At 68.3% G+C, this 429-nt stretch carries 1 protein-coding gene; it reads left to right on the top strand.

Annotated elements, in window-relative coordinates:
* Nucleotides 1-429: PLP-dependent transferase (locus WDW90_RS38275; RefSeq protein WP_336492898.1), on the top strand; the 429-nt coding region annotated here is incomplete at both ends.

The raw sequence follows: 429 nt of genomic DNA, 5'->3' as shown, positions 1-429 counted from the left end.
TCGATCCGCATTCCTGCTGGATGCTGGGGCGCTCGCTCGAAACCCTCTCGCTGCGCATGAGCGCCGCCAACCGCAACGGCGAGATCGTCGCCCGAATGCTGGCCGAGCACCCGAAGGTATCGCGCCTGCACCATCTCGCCTATCTGGCGCCCGGCTCGGCTCAGGCCCGCGTCTATGCCGAGCAATGCGCGGCGCCAGGCTCGACCTACTCGTTCGATGTCGTCGGCGGCGAGGCGGAGGCGTTTCGGGTCCTCAACGCGCTGCAACTGTTCAAGCTCGCCGTCAGCCTCGGCGGCACGGAATCGCTTGCTAGCCACCCGGCCTCGACGACCCACTCGGGCGTGCCGAAGGCGGTGCGCGATCGCCTCGGCGTCACGGACGCGACGATCAGGGTCTCGATCGGGATCGAGCATCCCGACGATCTGGTGG

This window comes from Methylobacterium nigriterrae, from assembly GCF_037106235.1.
GTDB lineage: Bacteria > Pseudomonadota > Alphaproteobacteria > Rhizobiales > Beijerinckiaceae > Methylobacterium > Methylobacterium nigriterrae.
Note: the sequence above shows the minus strand (reverse complement) of the source record. Positions and strands in the feature narration are given on the sequence as shown.